The sequence below is a fragment of the Gordonia aquimaris genome, assembly GCF_026262595.1.
Taxonomy (GTDB): domain Bacteria; phylum Actinomycetota; class Actinomycetes; order Mycobacteriales; family Mycobacteriaceae; genus Gordonia; species Gordonia tangerina.
This window is the reverse complement of sequence record NZ_JAPKFM010000024.1, coordinates 25,726-40,164: the sequence shown is the minus strand read 5'-3', so window position 1 is coordinate 40,164 and position 14,439 is coordinate 25,726. Positions and strand designations below refer to the sequence as shown.

Below are 14,439 nucleotides of genomic sequence, written 5' to 3'. Positions count from 1 at the left end.
CATAATGGTTCCATGCAGCGCACACAACAGCCGGACTCAACCGGAACAATCCCTGATGAGGGACCTGCCGATCGGTGGGACACTCTCGAACACATTTTACGGCGATCCGGCTCGTTCGACCGGGGCTACGTCCCGATCCACAAGGTCTTCGTTCAGACTCCGCGCGACGCGGTGCCGAAAGGGACGTCACGGGCTGGCCCACTTGCCAAGTTCGTCAAGGGTTCCGACGCCCGGGGCCTGCACGCGTACCTGCTTGCGAATGCCGCGATCACCAGCGGGGATGGCGAGGACGGCTGGAGCGCGGCCTACCCGCTGCCAGTGTGGGCGCGAGCGCTAGGGGTCGGCGAAACAACGTCGTCTCGCTCGACTACCGGGGCGGCGATGTCCAAGACGTTCAAGCGTCTCGAGGACCGCTCCCTGATTACGCGCGCGCGCCGCGGAACCGACCGGGCTGTCCGGATCACCCTCCTGCGGCCTGACGGATCAGGAGAACCGTTCACTCGGGAGGATCTCCGTGGACGCGACCGCTATCTCCGACTGTCGACGTGCCTGTGGGACCGCGACGCCGACTGGCTGGGGAAGCTGGACCTACCCGCCCTGGCGATGCTCCTCACCCTCCTCCACGAACCGCCCGAAGGGGTGGACCTACCGACGGAGAAGATGCAGCTCTGGTACGGCTGGTCCGCCGACACCGCCGAACGAGGGCTACGCCGACTCGAGGACCTCGGCGTCATCACGAAGCAGGGGCACTGGCGCAAGGCGCCCGCCGCACCCGACGGGCGGACGTGGACGAACCACTACCAGGTCATCGGCGACTTCGCCCTCCCCTCCCGCGCGCCGGCCGTCGAGGACACCGACACGTCAGGCGACACGCCCTCGGTCGACGCCTGATCAACCGACCCGGAAGAACGGGACCCTACGAACTAGGAAAGGAGGAAATCCGATGAACGAACCTTCTTGGAACAAGCGAACGACCCCGGAGAAGTGGATCAAACTCTCAATCTGCATCCACATCGCCAAGGCCGCCGCCGACTTCATCGTCCGCTGCTTCACGAACAATTAAATCCCCACACCGGGAGACCAGGACGTCATTGCAGTGGCGTCCTGGTCTCCATTTTATCCACCCCCTCGACCCACGTCGCTGTGATGGCGGTATTTCCTGAATGAGACGACCTGCCGTCTCGGTACGTCGCCGTGGCGCACACCGATCGGCGGGGCACATCAGCTCAGCGGTCCGACAGCCCCAGCGAGGGAACTTCCTCGCCGGGGTTGTTGTCGTTGTCATCCGCTGGTGGGGTGGAGGACTTCGCGTAGGCGGGTGCCGATCCACAGCGGGACGGGTGGGGTGACGGCGTTGCCGTAGCCGTCGATCTGGTCGCGGCCTTTGCCCCAGACGGTGAAGGTGCCTTTCTGGTCGCCGAAGTCGGGGTCGAATCCGCAGCCGCGGCCGACCTCGTGCGGGGTCATCATGCGGAAGAAGCAGTCTTCCAGCGGGATGTCGGCGAGGGCGTCGCGCCAGTGGGTGGCCAGCAGGGCGGTGGTGTCGCGGCTGGTGAGGGTGGTGGCAACGATCAGCAGAAAGGGAAATAGTCGTTGTGCCAGGGCTTGAGCTCGCTCTGATCGGCGCGTTCGTACTGCTCTATGTCGCGCGAAAGCTGTTCGATCGCGGCGACGCGGCGCTCGTGCTCGTTCATCTTTGATCGTTCTCCGTGTTCTGCATCATGCCCGGCCTCTGGTCACGTGGTGTGCGGGCGGTGGCGAGGTCCGCGGCGTCCTGGTCGTCGGCGGCGCCACAAGGCGGCACTGAGCATGCCCGCGATGACCGAGAAGTAGATGACGGCATAGGCAACGGTTCTCAAACGCTGGCCGTCGATGAGGGAGTCCGCGAACGTTGCCACGATGCCGGCGACGAGCACTCCGACAATAGTGAAAAGCGTGAAGGAACGACCGCCGAACAGGTCCTCAAGCTCCGACCAGACGCCGAACAGTCCAAGCACGCTGACAGCCGCCACGGAGAATAGCGTGGCGGCCACGGCGACCAGGACCGCCGCGGCCACGCCGTACTTTTCAGACACAAACGTGGCGGCAGCTCCGTTTACCGATACCGCGACAGCCAAGATGCCCAGTAGACCTGCCAGAGGGCGCAGCAGATGTCGGTGGTAGGGAAGTAGGGATGCGCTGACGAGGAGTAAGACTGCGGCGAGCAGCATTCCGATAGCGATGAATTGGTATGCCCACATCTGCGGCGGTTCCTCTCGATGGTGTGCGTCGCCGCCGGACGTGTCTCAGTGGGCCCGTTCGCAGGCAGGCGTGATGGTGAACGTTCGTGTGCGCCGGGACCTGGGCCACGGCTGATCGCGGCTCCAGAGTCGGAGAACGTGGTCGGCGAGGTCGACGTCGTCTGGCTTGGCGTCGACCGCGGCAGCGAGGCGTTGGTAGAGCGCATGTCGTTCCGTGGCGTTTCGGCGACCGCGTGAGGTGATTCGGCCGCGACGTCGGTTGTCCGCGCGCAGCAGGTCGGCGAGGTGACGTGGAGTGAGCACGCTGTGCGGGGCTGGAAGCTGCATCTGCTTCGTCGTTCTCCTGAGGCGTGGTGGTGGTAGAACCGGTTCTTCCGAAGTACTAGCACGAGCTACCGACACCTCTGCTCGCTGACGGCGCTTTCGTCAGTTGGCTCGTGGAGCTCGTTCGCGGAATAGCTCAAGTACTTCCTTGCGGCGTTCGTCATATCCGGCGGCACTCCGGTTGTGCCATGCCGCTAACGCGTATGTCCACCCGTCGAGGTGCAGTGCGCGCGGCAGTCCTGGGTGGCTGTAGTAGAAGGCGAAATGGGCACCTGGCGTATCCCATCGGCCGGTAGGTATAGCAGCAATCATGGCTCCGGAGGTGGCGTGAATCCACAGGCATGCGCCAACCCCTCCGTCGTCGACGGCGTGCTGGTCAAGCGGGCTAGGCAGCTGGTGACTGGGCACCGACCTCGCCGCTTCGAACCATGCGCCGAGGTCGCGGTTGGTATGCGTCGGTGGTGCGAGCATGGCCTGCGTCCGGCCATTCACGTTTATTCCCAACGTCTTTCCCCTTTCGAAGACTGTTCGCACGGTCTCGGAGAGCGCGCTCCGGGCTTCACTGATGTTCATGGTGTCCATGCCTTGAAAAACCGGATAGCTGACCACTTCAGCGTTCCTGCCTCACAGCTGCTGCCCGATTGATGATGTCACTTCTGGTGGGCAGCTCGAAGAACGCTTGTCAGATGTTCTCAATGTCCCGCGGACCCAAGCGCTCCCGGCGTGGGAGGGCCAGGTCGATCAATAAGTAGACCGTCGCCACTGTGAGCAGCAGCGCAGCTACCGACACAGGGATGAGCGTCACCTCGGCGATGGTCACCCTGATTGCCTCAGGCAGCGTCGTTTGCCCCGGAACGGCGGTCATGGCCAGCCCGATCGCAGCAAAGGGCACCGCCATGATCAGGACCAGAACTGCGCGGTGATACATGCGGACCGCGGGTCGCTCGGCCGCCGTTCTGCGCCAGATCATCGTGTAGCGCGCGATAAGTACGTTCATGATTCTGATCATTGCACCTGACTCTGACATTTCATCGCTGGTGGTTGCGACGATCGACGGGGTGCCTCTCGTCTGCATCGATGCCATGCCACGCGCTGACTAGCCCGTCGTCGAGCGTGAAGGAGATTTCTAAGATTTGGCCTTCGCCGCCCACACTGACGTCGATGATGGTGACCCACTCGCCGCCGGATGAGTGAGAAAAGCCGTTCTGGTGGCGAGGGACTCGGTCACCGGTACGAAGCTCGATCGCGGGAATGGCCGGCCAGTAGCGTCCGGCGCCGTCGACAGCGCACCAGGCCGCGTGAGCGTGGTGTGCAAAGCTGACGGTACGGGCATCGGTCACGGCCACGCACATGTACGGGAGTAACTCTCGCGCCGTGAGTCCTGGGTGCTCGACGACAGCGTCGTGCAGTTGCTCCGGAATCGGTTTGGCCGCAAGGTCGAGACGGCGGGCGAGTTCATCTCGCTGGGCGTCGTCGATAATCCCGTGGCGATACTGTCCGTCCGGTGATGCGACTTTGGGGGCACCCGCCTCGATCCACATGTCGTCGAACCGTGCCTGGTCGGCCTCGCCCCAGTCCGGCGACATCGTCATGGGAGATCGGTTCACGCCGAACCGCTCGCCAGCGAGGATGCGGGTCACCATCGGCTTCGACAGCTCCAGCCTGTCCGCGATCTGCGCATAGGACAGGCCTTCCATCTTGGCTTCTACACAGGCTGTGCGCCTGACCATCTCGTACACTCGGGACCACGACTCGGCCTCTTGCCGAGCGCGCCAGAAAGCGGCAACCACGGCATCATCGAGGTCGTCAGCGTGCGGATTCTTGACCATGAAGTGAACGTTACCACATCCGAATCACAATGAACCGATTCACGGCGAACCGATAATAATGATTATGTAAAGTAAAGCACTGCATATTTCAACAGATGAACCAGGGTCAGACCACCGCATGTCCCTATCGTTACTCCCTCAAACCCGCTGTCCATCAGAGGTTTCCGCCGCGATACGCGCCTGTCGCGGAACACGCGCGACGCCCGCATCACCACCGGCGAGCGTTGCGGATGACTCGCTGACCTGGAGCCTTGACTTGATGATGCATCCGATGAATCATTGATGCAACAGATGAGACAGGTTGTGGAGGCTCCCCATGGCGGTGGACGACGTTGGTCGCGCGTATCTCGTCAGTGCCGTCCGGCCGCTGCATCCTGAGGAACAGACCCTGGCCGAGATGCTTCAGGGATGGCGCAACCAACAACTCAGTCGCAACCTGCGCTTCGAAACGATCGACGCCCGGATCAAGCAGGTTGAGCGGTTCGTACAACACTCGAACGAGCATCCGTGGACCTGGACAGTGGCGATGGTCGACGAGTTCTTCGGCGATCTACGATCCATCCACAATCTGTCCCAGTCGTCCATCCGGTCCTACCAGGTAGGGCTGCGGCAGTTCTGCTCCTATGTCTCCAACCCGGACTACGGCTGGGACCGCGTCTGCGAGGAACTCTTCGGTACGCATCCCTCGCAGGTCTTCTTCGACTGGAACACCGCGCAGCATGTCCAGGACAACGAATCACGGCCGGAGAAGCGCGCATTCACCAAGCGCGAGATTCAGGACTTCTTCGACCATGCCGACGAACAGGTTTCTGCGGTCTCGGCATCAGGTCGTAAGGGGTGGCTCCCCGCTTACCGAGATTCGGTGATGTTTAAGCTCGCATACTCTTACGGTCTGCGGTTCAACGAACTGGCCCACCTCCAAACCATCGACTTCGCTCGAAACCCCCACGCCAAAGAGTTCAGCAAGTACGGGCTCGTCAACGTGCGCTATGGCAAAGCCAAGAAGGGCTCGCCTCCCAAGCGCCGCGGCGTACTAACCGTCTTCGACTGGACTCCCGAGGTCATTGCAGACTGGCTCGAGAACGGCCAGCCCCACATGGACGATGGAATCGACCTGTTCCCCAGCGAACGCGGAAATCTAGTATCGGAAACCACTCTCATCCGTCGATTCCGCCGGTACTGCGATGACCTCGACCTCTCGTCCGGACTCGACCTCCACTCCTTCCGACGTTCATACGCGACACACCTACTCGAAGACGGCTGGGACTCTATGTTCGTCCAACACCAAATGGGACATGAACACGCATCCACCACCGCCATCTACAGCTGCGCAAGCAGCGACTACCGCACCCGAACCCTGCGCAACGCTCTAGATGCGACTATCTCAGCCGCGCTGTCACCCACCGAGGAAGGCGGCGCATCGTGAAACGCGACGTCGACTACACCTGGCGGCTCGCGGAGCTCATGGCCAGCAACCAAATGCACAACAGTACGGACCTTATTCCGCGTCTCAACGAGCGCGGAATCACGCTCTCCCGACCGCAGGTGTACCGGTTGGTTCACCAACGTCCAGAGCGTGTTTCCCTGAAACTCATTGCCGCGCTGTGCGACATCTTCGACTGCGGCCCCGAGGATCTGGTCACCGTGACCGCCGCCAACGCTCGCAAGAAGGCGGCCAGCGCCGGCCGCGAGAACGTTGTCGAATTGAATAAGTCTGTCCGTCCCCGACGCGCAAGGATTGTCAGTGACGACGATTGAACCACGCCGACGCAACACTGTTCGCGGGCGGCCTCAAGCAACCGACGGCGATCTTCAGTGCGCTCGCTGTCAACGCCACATGCGCAAGGCGGCAGTCACATGGCCAGACGGCAGAATCTGCAACTCTTGCTACTACGACGCTACGAGTCTTTTCGGAGACTGTCCTAGTTGCGGAATGGACCGAATGCTGCCTGGTCGCATGGAGATCGGCGGGCAGCCTGTCTGCAGTGGCTGCGCCAGGATCCGAGAACTCCTCGAAGGCGACAGCGAATCACTTCCCTACCGCGTCGCCGGCACGCTGCTTCTCCTCTACGCCCAGCCGCTCGTGAGAGTCGCCGAGCTTCCCATGAACAAGGTGATCGTCTCCCCCGACGGTCTCGCTCTACAGCTCGGGGTGACGCCGTCCCCCGTCCCCGCCCCCTTCGATGCGCTTCTTCGACAACACCTCACCAAACGACCCAACCTGCGAACTGGTGGAGCAGGCAGTCCGTGGCTGTTTCCCGGCTACCGCCCTGGTGAACACCTGCACCCCAACACCCTGATGCTCCGGCTTCGCGACCTGGGGATCGACCTTCTCGGCGCACGAAACACTGCACTTCGGGAGCTCGTGACGCAAGTGCCTGCCCCGGTCGTCGCCGAGATGCTCGGGTATAGCGACCAGGTGACGCAGAGGCATGCTGATCTCGCTTCTGAGCCGTGGGCCAGATATGCCAGCGCACCGAGGCCAAGCACATGACGATAGAAACCGAGCACACCCTGGATCGGCTGCTGGTTGGTCTCGCGCGGCCACGTCGACGAGAACTCGTGCGCTGTCTAGTAGAACAACCCCGATCGATCGCCGACCTGTCCACGATCCTGGACCTTGGAGACAGCGCGGTCTACGAGAACCTGCGCGTGCTCCGTCAATGCAATCTCGTCAGATCCAGTCGTGAGGAAGGGTGGACCCGGTACTACCTCGTCCGCGACGGTCTGACTCCCTTACTCGACTGGTTGCGGACTACCGATTCGACAACAACCCGACGGTCTGCAACGGCGATTAGAACCAGGAGAGAATCAACGTGAGCGAAGAAGAGGCACGCGCACTCGCGCTGATGCTGCAGTCGTCCGGCCCCATGTCGTTGCCGGAATTGGAGAACTACCTAGCAGCGGCGGCCGACCGGTTGCGTGGCTCCATCGACCAAGCTGACTTCAAGGCGTACATCTTCCCGCTGATGTTCTTCAAACGGATCAGCGACGTGTACCTCGAGGAGTATGCCCAGGCGCTAGACGAGTCCGGAGGTGACCACGAGTTCGCCCTCTTCGCCGAGAACCATCGATTCGCGATCCCCGAGGGCAGTCTGTGGGACGATGTCCGCAACCACACCGACAACATTGGCACTGCCCTGCAGACCGCGTTCCGCGAGATCGAAAAGGCCAACCCTGAGACGCTGTACGGCATCTTTGGCAACGCCACCTGGACCAACAAGGACAAGCTGCCGGACCGCAAACTCGCCGAACTCATCGAGCACTTCTCGAGCAAGGCGCTAACCAACGCCGCCGTGCCGCCCGACGTGTTCGGCAACGCGTACGAGTACCTCATCAAGCGGTTCGCTGACCAGTCCAACAAGAAGGCCGGCGAGTACTACACCCCGCGATCCGTGGTGGGCTTGCTGGTCAGCATCCTCGATCCGAAGGAGGGCGACACGGTCTATGACCCCGCCTGTGGCACCGGTGGCATGTTGATTGAGGTGATCGAGCATGTGAAGGCCGCCGGTGGCAGCCCGAAGACGCTCTGGGGCAAGCTCTACGGCCAGGAGAAGGTTCTCGCTACCTCCGCGATCGCGCGCATGAACCTGCTGCTCCACGGTGTCGAAGACTTCAGGATCGTCCGCGAGGACACGTTGCGCAATCCGGGCTTTTACACCGGCAACAATCTCGCCCAATTCGATTGCGTCGTCGCCAATCCGCCGTTCTCACTCAAGAACTGGGGCGAGCCGGAGTGGGCATCGGACAAGTGGGGCCGGAACACGCTTGGTGGCGTCCCGCCGAAGGGGTACGCCGACTGGGCGTGGGTCCAGCACATGCTCACGTCCGCGAAGCCGAGGACCGGTCGCGTCGCTGTCGTCCTGCCCCAGGGCGCACTCTTCCGACAGGGCGCCGAGGCACGGATCCGCACCCACGTGCTGAAGTCGGACGTGGTCGACGCGGTCATCGGCCTTGCGCCAAACCTCTTCTACGGCACCGGGCTCGCCGCCTGCGTCCTGATCCTGCGTCAGTTGAAGAAGCCGGAGAAGAAGGGAAAGGTGGTCTTCATCAACGGTGAGGACCTGTTCAAGCGCGGGCGCAGCCAGAACACCCTTGAGCCGGAGCACGCCCAGAAGCTGCTCGACGCCTACAAGCTCTACTCTGACATCGAGGGCCGTTCTCGCGTCGTCGATCTCACCGAGATCGAGGGCAACGACTTCAATCTCAACATCCCCTTGTACGTCGCTCCGGCCGACGACGGCGAGAAGCTCACGTTAGCTGACGCGCTCGCCAATCTGGAGGCGGCCCATTCGGCTGCTGCCGAGACTCGCGCTGCTCTGGAGGCCGAGCTGGCGAAGTGGGGCCTGTCCGCATGAGCACCCGGATCACTCAGCGCGAGCTGGAGACCTACCTGTGGGGCGCAGCTATCGTGCTTCGTGGCCTCATCGACGCCGGCGACTATAAGCAGTACATCTTCCCGCTCGTGTTCCTGAAGCGGATCTCCGATGTCTACGACGAGGAACACGCCGCCGCGCTGGCGGTGTACGAGGATGAGACGCTCGCCGACCTTCCGGAGAACCACCGCTTCGCCATCCCGGACGGTTGCCATTGGGACGACATCCGCGCCGTCACACATAACATTGGGACCGAGCTCCTGCACGCCATGCGGGCCATCGAGAAGGCCAACCCCGATACGCTCCCCGGTGTTTTCGGCGACGGAGACTGGGGCAACAAGGACCTACTCCCTGACTCGACCCTGGCTGACCTGATCGAGCACTTCTCCACCAAGACGCTCACCATTGCGAACCTGCCCGAGGACGAGCTTGGCAACGGCTACGAATACCTGATCAAGAAGTTCGCCGACGACTCCGGCCACACGGCACAGGAGTTCTACACCAACCGCACGCTCGTGCACCTGATGACGATGATGCTCGAGCCGCAGCCCGGCGAGTCCGTCTACGATCCCACCTGCGGCACCGGCGGCATGCTCATCTCCACCGCCGCCGAGCTCAAGCGTCAAGGCAAGGAATGGCGCAACCTGCGCCTCTACGGGCAGGAGCTCAACTACGGGACATCGGCGATCGCACGCATGAACCTGTTCCTCCACGGCATCACCGACGGCCACATCGCGCACGGCGACACCCTCAGCCGGCCAGCATTCCTCAGCGCCAAGGGCAACCTGGAGACCTTCGATGTCGTGCTGGCCAACCCCCCCTACTCCATCAAGGCATGGAACCGCGCCTTGTTCGCTAGGGACCCATACGGTCGAAACGTCTGGGGCGTGCCGCCACAGGGTCGCGCGGACTACGCCTTCTTCCAGCACATCGCCAAGAGCCTCGATCCCGAGACCGGCCGCGCCGCGATCCTGTTCCCGCACGGTGTTCTTTTCCGCCGTGAAGAGGCAGCCTTGCGTGAGGCGCTGGTGAAGTCCGACCTCATCGAGTGCGTCCTCGGCCTCGGCGCCGGCCTCTTCTACAACAGTCCCATGGAGGCCGTCGTCGTCACCCTGCGTGCCACCAAGCCCGCCGAGCACAAGGGCAAAGTGCTTTTTATCAATGCGGTCAACGAGGTCGCCCGCGAACAGGCCCAGTCCTTCCTTCGTGACTCCCACCAGCAGAAGATCCTCGACGCATACCGAGGCTTCGCCGACATCGATCACTTCGCTGCCGTCGCCACCCTTGACCAGATCGCCGAAAAGGGCTCCAGCCTCGCGATTCCGCTATACGTCGACGGAGTCAATGCCACCGATGACGGTGAGAAGGTCGATGTCGAGGAGGCGGTTGCTAGTTGGCGTTCCGCCGCTTCCGCTTCTGACGCCGCCATTGCCGACGTTCTAGCGCTGGTTCGTGCGGAGGTGACTGCATGACTCTGAACCTCGACAAGTCCGCCTGGCAGCGCATCGCCTTCGGCGACGTCATCGAGAACGTCACCACCCGGGTCGAGGACCCCTCCAAGGCCGGCGTTGACAAGTACGTCGGCCTTGAACACCTCGATCCCGGGGTGATGACCGTCCAGCGCTGGGACACACCCGACAAGGTCGAAGCGCAGAAGCTCCGCTTCCAGCCCGGCGATGTCATCTTCGGCCGGCGCCGCGCCTACCAAAAGAAGGTCGCACTCGCCGAGTTCGAAGGCATCTGCTCCGCGCACGCACTTGTACTTCGAGCGCGACCAGCCTGCATCGATCCCACCTTCCTGCCGGTCTTCCTTTCGAGCGACTACTTCCTCGACCGAGCCATTGCCATTTCAGTCGGCTCACTGTCGCCGACAGTGAACTGGCGGGACCTCAAAATCCAAGAGTTTAATTTTCCACCCCTCGACGAGCAGAAGCGCATTGCCGACCTCCTCTGGGCTATTGAGCGCCACAGACACGCCACCAGAGAGGAGGATGTAGAACTCGCATCGTTGGCAACCGACACGTTCGAATCCGCAGCTGCGGGGAATGAGCTCACACAGCTCGCAACCTGGGTCGAGAGGATTGATGCAGGACGGAGTCCGCGCGCTGCCGCTGAACCCGCGGCGGACGGGGAACTCGGCGTGCTGAAGGTCAGTGCGGTGGGCCGCGACGTGTTTGTGCCCGAGGAGAATAAGCGACTATTGAATGCCGCTGACTTTCGCACCGGCGACATCGTCCATGCGGGCGACGTCCTAGTAACTCGCGCCAATGCCGTCGTCGACAACGTCGCCCGTCCCTGCATGGTCGATCGCGACTTTCCGAACCTCATGCTCAGCGACAAGACCTTACGGCTTGTTCCAACACAGGGATACCCCGGCCGAGTGCTGCTTGCGGCTCTCAGGTCTCCTGCATACCGCGCGTATGTGCGTGAGGTGGTCAACGGCACTGAGGCCAAGAACATCTCGCAAGCGAAGATCCTAGCTGGCCCTGTACCTGTCCTCCAGACTACCGAGGTCGAGCGGGTTGCCAAGACCCTTGCCTCGCTGGACGCGACATCAACCTATTTAAGGTCTGAGATTGACACGCTCGTCGCATTGAAGCGCTCAATTCTCGCGGAAGTCTTCGGAGGGAACTGATGACGCAGTTTAACGAGGCAAATTCGGTCCGTGACTTCGTTCGTGACCTGGTGCGGTCACTGGATGTCGAGTTCGTGCCGGGCAACGAACTGCCGCGACGTACGGACGAGGTGCTACTCGAAGGTGTGTTGAAGGGCGCGCTGATCAACCTCAACCCGGAGATCGAGGCGGACCCGGCGAAGGCGGACGAGGTCATCTACAATCTCCGAGCGATCCTGATCGCAGCACGGAACAGCCCACATCCCGTAGTTGCCAACGAAGAGTTCAGCGCGTGGCTGACCGGGCAGAAGTCGATGCCTTTCGGACCGAACGGAGAACACACCACGGTCCGACTGATCGACCTCGACCACGTCGGCGACGACTCGTCAAACCAGTGGATCGTCTCGACCGAGGTGACCTTCAAACAGGGCCGGCTGGAGAAGCGGTTCGACCTGGTGCTGTGGTGCAACGGGCTGCCACTGGTGGTCGGCGAGGCGAAGACACCGATCCGGCCGGCGTACACCTGGATCGATGGGGCGGCGCAGATCCACGACGACTACGAACAGAGCGTCCCGCAGTTCTTCGTTCCCAACGTGTTCTCCTTCGCGACCGAGGGCAAGGATTTCCGTTACGGCACAGTCGGAATGCCGGTAGAGCTGTGGGGTCCGTGGCGCGAGGACCCAACCGACGAGGATGCGCCGGCGAAGGCCGGGCTCGTTGCGGTCCAGGAGGCGGTCGAGGGTGTCCTGACGCCACGGGCGGTGCTGGACTTCCTGCGGTTCTTCACGCTGTACGCGACTGACAAGAAGCACCGCAAAATCAAGATCATCGCTCGGTTCCAGCAGTTCCAAGCAACGAACCTGATCGTCGATCGGGTGCTCCTGGGCAAGGTCAAGCAGGGTCTGATCTGGCACTTCCAGGGCTCGGGCAAGTCGCTGTTGATGGTGTTCACTGCACTCAAGCTGCGCGCGATGGCCGAGTTGACGAACCCCACGATCTTGATCGTGGTCGACCGCATCGACCTCGACACGCAGATCACCGGCACCTTCAACGCGTCCGACGTGCCCGGTCTCGTGTCCACGGATTCTCGCGCGCAGCTCCAGACGATGCTCAGCCAGGGCGCGCGCAAGATCATCATCACCACGATCCACAAGTTCGGCGAGGCGCCTGGGGTACTTGACACTCGGCAGAACATCATCGCGATGGTCGACGAGGCGCACCGTTCGCAGGAGGGTGACTACGGGCAGAAGATGCGCGAGGCACTGCCCAACGCGTACCTCTTCGGGCTGACGGGTACGCCTATCAACCGACGGGACCGCAACACCTTCAAATGGTTTGGAGCTCCGCAGGACGAGGGAGGCTATCTCTCGCGCTACTCCTTCCACGACTCGATCCGCGATGGCGCAACGCTCCCCCTGCACTTCGAGCCACGTCTCTCCGAAATCCACATCGATCAGCAGGCCATCGACGCCGCATTCGAGGAGCTGGCCGATGACCGTGACCTCTCCGAGAACGACAAGATCACGTTGTCGAAGAAAGCCGCGTCGATTGAAGTCCTAATCAAGACTCCCTCGCGGATCGCAAAGATCGCCGCAGATATTGCGGCGCACTTCCGAGCGAAAGTCGAGCCGCAGGGGTTCAAAGCTCAGGTTGTCGCCTACGACAAGGCATCCTGCGTCGCCTACAAAAATGAGCTCGACCAGCATCTGGGCCCGGACGCCTCGACCATCGTCATGTCGAAGTCCCGTGGTGACTCGCCCGATTGGGCCACGTGGACCCCGGGTGCCGACGAGCTGGAGCAGGTCGTCGCTCGCTTCAACGACGCGGCCGACCCGCTCAAGATAATCATCGTCACCGCGAAGCTGCTTACCGGCTTCGATGCGCCGATCCTCTACTGTCAGTACCTCGACAAGCCACTCAAGGAGCACACGTTGCTCCAGGCGATCACCCGCACCAACCGGGTGTACCCGCCCGACAAGACCCACGGCCTGATCGTCGACTACCTCGGCATCTTCGACGACGTCGCTAAGTCGCTCGCCTTCGACGAGCACGCCGTTCAGCAAGTCGTCTCCAACATCGAGGAACTCAAGAAGCAGCTAGCACCGGCGATAGCCGCCGCTCTCGCCTTCTTCCCCGGCGTCGACCGCACCGTCGGTGGGTACGAAGGGCTCGTACAGGCACAGTCCGCCATTGCTGACGATGTCGCCAAGGACGCCTTCGGTGCGGCGTACAGCGTGGCATCGCAACTTTGGGAAGCGATCAGCCCGGATCCGATGCTGACCGAGTTCCGTGACGACTACCGCTGGCTCACAGATGTCTACGAGTCGGTCCGCCCGTCCGACATCACCGGCCGACTCGTGTGGCACGCATTGGGCGCGAAGACCATTGACCTGATCAATGCACATGTCCAGGTCGAGATCCCGCAGGGCGCCGACACGATCGTGTTGGACGCTCAGACGATCGAAGACCTGATGACAGGCAAGCGCACAGATGTCCCCGTCGAGGAGATCGAGAAGCAAATCACCGCTCGCATCGCACGCCATCTCAACAATCCTGCCTTCGTCGAGCTCGGACAGCGGCTGAACGACCTGCGGGAGCGCTACGCCGACATCCAGCAGTCGAGCCTCGACTTTCTCCGAGAACTGCTTGAGCTGGCGCGTGACACGGTGGCTGCCGAGAAGGCGACCAACGAGATTCCGCGTGAAGAACAGGGCAAAGCCGCCCTTACTGAGCTCTTCGAAGCTCTCAAGGGGGACGAGACTCCGATCATCGTCTCCAACGTGGTCGACCGGATCGACGAAGTTGTCCGGGGCGTCCGCTTCGAGGGCTGGCAATCCACCATCCGTGGTGACCAGGAAGTGCGCCAAGCGCTGCGGAAGACCCTCTATGTTCAGTTCAAGATCCGCGACAATGACGTTTTCGAGAAAGCCCTCGGGTATGTGCGTGAGTACTACTGACGACACCCGCTCTGGCGCAGGTGATTCGGCAGTAGGAGCTGAAGCAGTTACTGCGTTTCGGGCACCGGACGCCTGTGCTCGTAATGTTGAACTCCCCCC

Annotated in this window: 15 protein-coding genes and 1 pseudogene; 9 read left to right on the top strand and 7 right to left on the bottom strand. The window is 62.2% G+C overall.

What is annotated here, in order from left to right; translation table 11 throughout:
- Positions 1–12: 12 nt before the first annotated feature.
- Positions 13–891 carry a winged helix DNA-binding protein gene (locus tag OSB52_RS19255; RefSeq protein WP_266063134.1) on the top strand — a complete coding sequence of 293 codons (879 nt, stop codon included), beginning with the start codon at positions 13–15 and terminating at the stop codon, positions 889–891.
- A gap of 390 nt (positions 892–1,281) precedes the next feature.
- On the opposite strand, the gene OSB52_RS19250 is transcribed toward OSB52_RS19255, so the two are convergent.
- The 7 genes from OSB52_RS19250 to OSB52_RS19220 all read right to left on the bottom strand — a co-directional run bounded on the left by OSB52_RS19250 (position 1,282) and on the right by OSB52_RS19220 (position 4,393).
- Positions 1,282–1,470, bottom strand: a complete 189-nt coding sequence (locus OSB52_RS19250) for a hypothetical protein (protein ID WP_266063133.1) — start codon at positions 1,468–1,470, stop codon at positions 1,282–1,284.
- A gap of 101 nt (positions 1,471–1,571) precedes the next feature.
- The gene (locus OSB52_RS19245; RefSeq protein WP_266063132.1) at positions 1,572–1,694 is read right to left on the bottom strand and encodes a hypothetical protein; all 123 of its coding nucleotides are present in this window, start codon (positions 1,692–1,694) and stop codon (positions 1,572–1,574) included.
- 42 nt (positions 1,695–1,736) lie between these two features.
- Positions 1,737–2,240 carry a hypothetical protein gene (locus tag OSB52_RS19240; RefSeq protein ID WP_266063131.1) on the bottom strand — a complete coding sequence of 168 codons (504 nt, stop codon included), beginning with the start codon at positions 2,238–2,240 and terminating at the stop codon, positions 1,737–1,739.
- A gap of 45 nt (positions 2,241–2,285) precedes the next feature.
- Positions 2,286–2,567: a hypothetical protein gene (locus OSB52_RS19235; RefSeq protein ID WP_266063130.1), complete on the bottom strand. Its 282-nt coding sequence runs from the start codon at positions 2,565–2,567 to the stop codon at positions 2,286–2,288.
- Positions 2,568–2,666: 99 nt separating this feature from the next.
- Positions 2,667–3,173, bottom strand: coding sequence for a type II toxin-antitoxin system Phd/YefM family antitoxin (locus tag OSB52_RS19230; RefSeq protein ID WP_266063129.1), 507 nt, complete (start codon positions 3,171–3,173; stop codon positions 2,667–2,669).
- A gap of 73 nt (positions 3,174–3,246) precedes the next feature.
- The gene (locus OSB52_RS19225; protein WP_266063128.1) at positions 3,247–3,561 is read right to left on the bottom strand and encodes a hypothetical protein; all 315 of its coding nucleotides are present in this window, start codon (positions 3,559–3,561) and stop codon (positions 3,247–3,249) included.
- Positions 3,562–3,592: 31 nt separating this feature from the next.
- Positions 3,593–4,393 carry a hypothetical protein gene (locus OSB52_RS19220; RefSeq protein ID WP_266063127.1) on the bottom strand — a complete coding sequence of 267 codons (801 nt, stop codon included), beginning with the start codon at positions 4,391–4,393 and terminating at the stop codon, positions 3,593–3,595.
- A gap of 316 nt (positions 4,394–4,709) precedes the next feature.
- On the opposite strand from OSB52_RS19220, the gene OSB52_RS19215 reads away from it, so the two are divergent.
- From OSB52_RS19215 to OSB52_RS19185, 8 genes and pseudogenes are all read left to right on the top strand, one after another.
- Entirely contained in the window at positions 4,710–5,819 is a 1,110-nt protein-coding gene (locus OSB52_RS19215; RefSeq protein ID WP_266063126.1) for a tyrosine-type recombinase/integrase, read from the top strand.
- Positions 5,816–6,151, top strand: a complete 336-nt coding sequence (locus OSB52_RS19210) for a helix-turn-helix domain-containing protein (protein WP_266063125.1) — start codon at positions 5,816–5,818, stop codon at positions 6,149–6,151. Before OSB52_RS19215 ends, OSB52_RS19210 begins: the two co-directional genes overlap by 4 nt.
- Before the next feature lie 235 nt (positions 6,152–6,386).
- Positions 6,387–6,887 (top strand): annotated as a pseudogene (locus OSB52_RS19205) (recombinase XerD); the annotation flags it as partial.
- Positions 6,884–7,213: an ArsR/SmtB family transcription factor gene (locus OSB52_RS25195; RefSeq protein WP_372512454.1), complete on the top strand. Its 330-nt coding sequence runs from the start codon at positions 6,884–6,886 to the stop codon at positions 7,211–7,213. The pseudogene OSB52_RS19205 and the gene OSB52_RS25195, both read left to right, overlap by 4 nt.
- 29 nt (positions 7,214–7,242) lie before the next feature.
- Entirely contained in the window at positions 7,243–8,751 is a 1,509-nt protein-coding gene (locus OSB52_RS19200; protein ID WP_266063123.1) for a type I restriction-modification system subunit M, read from the top strand.
- Entirely contained in the window at positions 8,748–10,241 is a 1,494-nt protein-coding gene (locus OSB52_RS19195) for a type I restriction-modification system subunit M (RefSeq protein WP_266063122.1), read from the top strand. The genes OSB52_RS19200 and OSB52_RS19195 overlap by 4 nt, the downstream gene beginning before the upstream one ends.
- Positions 10,238–11,404 (top strand): restriction endonuclease subunit S, encoded by a 1,167-nt coding sequence (locus OSB52_RS19190; protein ID WP_266063121.1) that lies wholly within the window; start codon positions 10,238–10,240, stop codon positions 11,402–11,404. The genes OSB52_RS19195 and OSB52_RS19190 overlap by 4 nt, the downstream gene beginning before the upstream one ends.
- Positions 11,404–14,340, top strand: coding sequence for a type I restriction endonuclease subunit R (locus OSB52_RS19185; RefSeq protein ID WP_266063120.1), 2,937 nt, complete (start codon positions 11,404–11,406; stop codon positions 14,338–14,340). Before OSB52_RS19190 ends, OSB52_RS19185 begins: the two co-directional genes overlap by 1 nt.
- The last annotated feature ends 99 nt before the right edge of the window (positions 14,341–14,439 follow it).